Here is a 3297-nt window from a genome sequence, read left to right as displayed (position 1 = left end):
GTCCGTGAGAACGCGCAGGTCTTTCACGCGCCCCTCGCTCATTCCTTGGGTAGGGGCCTGGGTCAAGGCCTTGAGCGCAATCTGTTCCCCTTCAGGCACACCGACTGCCACGGTAACCTTGGAACTGCCCAAATCCACAGCAGTTGTCAGGGACGGCCGGGAGGAACGGGAGAGCATTACCTCAAACCCACCACAGCATCATCAAAACGTAAATCCACATACTGGGGAAGGACTTCCTGATCTTGCAGATTGGAGAGCACGACTTCCAAATCCCCTGACTTTTCCTCCAGGGATTCCCGCCCGATCCGGATCTCCAAACCTGTGTCGAGTGTCAGCGAAGCATTATTCAGCCGATGCACATCCACGCTAACAACTTCATAGTCTTTCAGCACGGCTACCTCACGCGCCTGCTCAAGGAGGCTAAGACTGCGGTCAAGGGCACGGGATTTGATTTGTGCTCCCGCCCGAGGCTTGGACGGACCCTTCACACCCAGCACAACCGGAAGATCCTGGTCTCGAGGATCCTGGACAATGGGCAGGAGATATCCTTCCCTGTCAACGGGATAGAGATTCCCCAGGTCCACATGGGCCACGGCTGTGCGCGGCCAAACCTCCAACACAAGGGTATCGGGCAGACGCTTCTGGAGCTTGGCATTCTTGACGGCAGGGTGTTGCTTTAGAAAATCAGCGCGCAGGCTTGCTAAGTTCAGATCGCCGATACGCTCTTTGTAGGTGCGCCGAACCAGGGTTTGAAGATCTTCCACAAAGACAGCCACCGTCTTATCTACCGCCTCACGCGGCCAACGGACATTTTCCGAGCGGTCAAAACAAAGCAAGACCTGGACCTCTTTGACTTTAAAGTAGGAGGATTCCTGTATATAGGCTTCCACGCGCGTGCCGCCGTACCAAAACACCCCTGCGAGCAAAGCAATTAACAGCGCGCGTGTGAAGAGATACCGGAATCCGTTCCCGGCAGCCTCTTTGAATTCAGCCGAGACCCTCATGAATTTACGTCTTCGACGTCTTGCCATTACACCGCACTCCCCCGGCTCGTAGTGCCGAAATCACCGCTAATGCTCGCGGTGCCGTAATCTGTCCCCCAAGTGCGCGTATCCTTTTGGCCTGCAGTACGAAAGGCCGAGGGTTTGAGAGCCGTACGCACCCAACGCAAACAAAGCTCCTCAAAATTGATATCCACTGCCGCAGCAGCCTTGGGCACCAGCGAACTCCGGGTAAAGCCCGGGATGGTATTCACCTCCAACACGATGATCTCGTCCGGCTGCCTCCAAATCATATCCACACGCGTCAAACCCCAACAACCCAGAGTCTTGTGCGCGCGGGTGGCCACTTCCTGGGCCTCAGTAAAGATGTCCTTGGGGATGGCCGCCGGAACCACGTATTCCGTCAGGCCTTCCTGATACTTGGCCGAGAAATCAAAGATCTGGCGCCTTAGGGGTTTAACCTCCACGACCGGAAGCGGGTTCTGATCCAAAACACCCACCGTGATCTCCCGGCCGTCAACAAACTCTTCCAATAGTATGCGGTCGTTATACTGCCATGCCAAAGCCGTGGCTGCTTGCACAGACTCTTCATCCAGAACCAAAGAGACCCCAACACTCGAACCCTGGGAGATGGGCTTTGCTACCATGGGAAACTCCAAGCCCTCTTCTTTGACGATACGGTGCAGATTTCCCTCACATTCGCGGTGAACGCACACGGTGAGAGGCACACGAAGACCTTCTTTGAGAAAGCGTTGGCGGGAAGCCAGTTTGTCCATGGCAAGACGGCTGGCTGTTGGGCCGCTCCCTGTATAAGGAATGCCCAAAGAGTCGAGAAGGCGCTGTACAGTACCGTCCTCTCCAAACGCACCGTGCAATGCAAGACAGGCCACCCGGATATCATTCATATCAAGATCGCTCACCAAAGCCCGCGTGAGGTCTCCCGTATCCTTTACCTCAATCGGGATGGCGTCTTCCCCTGCCCGGATCAATCCTTGCACCAGAGCCTCGCCGGAGCGCAATGAAATCTCGCGCTCTGCGGAGGGCCCTCCCATCAGAACCCCAATCCGGCCGTACCTGCCTCCAGTCACTTACACCCCCTGCGAGCTCATTGCCCCTACCACCATCTTTGATTCCATAAGTCTCTAACTTCCGATTTTAATTCTACCCCATGATCCTGCTTTACGCGCCGTGTAACTTGATCCACCAAACCCAAAAGATCATCTGAACGGCCTCTTGGAATTCCTTCAATCAATGTAATAAAGTTCGCGTGCGCTGGACACACCTGAACCGTTCCAGCCTTCAAGCCTTTGAGACCTGAACGCTCAATGAGTTGCGCAGCAGAACAATCCTTCGGATTCTTGAACCAACAACCTGCGCTCGGAAGTCTGTACTCTTGGGTACGCGTCTTGTATTCACAAAGATCCTGAACGCGTTTCTTGAGATCCTCGCTATTCTCTTCCCGCATTCGCAGGCCCACCTGGATCACCATCGTTTTGCTGAGGGAGCTGTTGCGGTACTCAAAACCCAGGTTGTCCGGGCCCCACTGCTGCAGCCGCGCATTTTCGTCCAGGCCCCTGGCCCACTGGACGCAGTCCCCGATTTGCACATAGCCCTCATCCGATCGAGTGCCCGCATTTCCCGCCACTGCGCCTCCCACTTGCCCGGGGATCCCGGCCAAACCTTCACAGCCGCCCAGGCCCCAGGAAGCGGCCCGCCGCACTAGTTCCGCCAAAGGCGCGGCCGCGCCCACATGAAGATCCGAGCCACGGCGTTCGATGCCCCCAAAGGTTTCATTCCCAAGATGCACGACAACCCCCGGAAACCCATAGTCCGCCACACAGGTATTGGTGCCTCCCCCGAGCACAGCCAGGGGCAATCCCATGTATTTTGCCTCTTGGATCACACAGCAAAGGGCCTCAACCGAGCGCGGCTCCACCCAAAGGGCTGCAGGCCCGCCGATCCTCAGACTCATGTGGCGGTATAAGGGCTCGTTAAGGCGCAACACACCCACACCCAATTTTTCGAGGGCGTGAGCCAAGTCGCGCGCAGCGACAATCCATTCCTGGGCATCGGCAGGGACAGGACTCATTTCTTCCGCTCTGATTCTAAGCGCTCCAGGAGCGCATCGGGTAATCCGGTAATACTCCCGGCCCCCATAGTGACAACCAGATCCCCGGCCTCAATTTCCGCAACAAGCCGGCCGGGCAGGTTTTCCCAGGAAATATACTCGGTATCGACCGGCCCATAGGAGGCCACTGTTTCGGCCATATGCGCCCCACTCACGCCCGGAATCGGC

4 protein-coding genes are annotated in these 3297 nt (G+C 56.7%); all 4 read right to left on the bottom strand.

What is annotated here, in order from left to right; genetic code table 11:
* Positions 1-176 precede the first annotated feature (176 nt).
* The gene (locus JW937_06370; GenBank protein ID MBN1587034.1) at positions 177-1031 is read right to left on the bottom strand and encodes a cell division protein FtsQ/DivIB; all 855 of its coding nucleotides are present in this window, start codon (positions 1029-1031) and stop codon (positions 177-179) included.
* Complete coding sequence (locus JW937_06365; protein ID MBN1587033.1) at positions 1031-2089, bottom strand: D-alanine--D-alanine ligase; 1059 nt, start codon at positions 2087-2089, stop codon at positions 1031-1033. Before JW937_06365 ends, JW937_06370 begins: the two co-directional genes overlap by 1 nt.
* Before the next feature lie 26 nt (positions 2090-2115).
* On the bottom strand, positions 2116-3090 hold the full coding sequence (gene murB, locus JW937_06360) for a UDP-N-acetylmuramate dehydrogenase (GenBank protein MBN1587032.1): 975 nt from the start codon (positions 3088-3090) through the stop codon (positions 2116-2118).
* Positions 3087-3297 (bottom strand): UDP-N-acetylmuramate--L-alanine ligase (gene murC / locus JW937_06355; protein ID MBN1587031.1); only part of this gene is annotated, 211 nt, incomplete at its 5' end. The genes murB and murC, both read right to left, overlap by 4 nt.

This window comes from Candidatus Omnitrophota bacterium (genome assembly GCA_016929445.1).
In the GTDB taxonomy this organism is placed as follows: Bacteria; Omnitrophota; Gorgyraeia; order JAFGIU01; family JAFGIU01; genus JAFGIU01.
Note: the sequence above shows the minus strand (reverse complement) of the source record. Positions and strands in the feature narration are given on the sequence as shown.

Excerpts from the sequence above, each read along its gene's own strand:
- murB (MBN1587032.1), bottom strand. The coding sequence starts at position 3,090 with ATGAGTCCTGTCCCTGCCGATGCCCAGGAATGGATTGTCGCTGCGCGC.
- JW937_06370 (MBN1587034.1), bottom strand. The coding sequence starts at position 1,031 with ATGGCAAGACGTCGAAGACGTAAATTCATGAGGGTCTCGGCTGAATTC.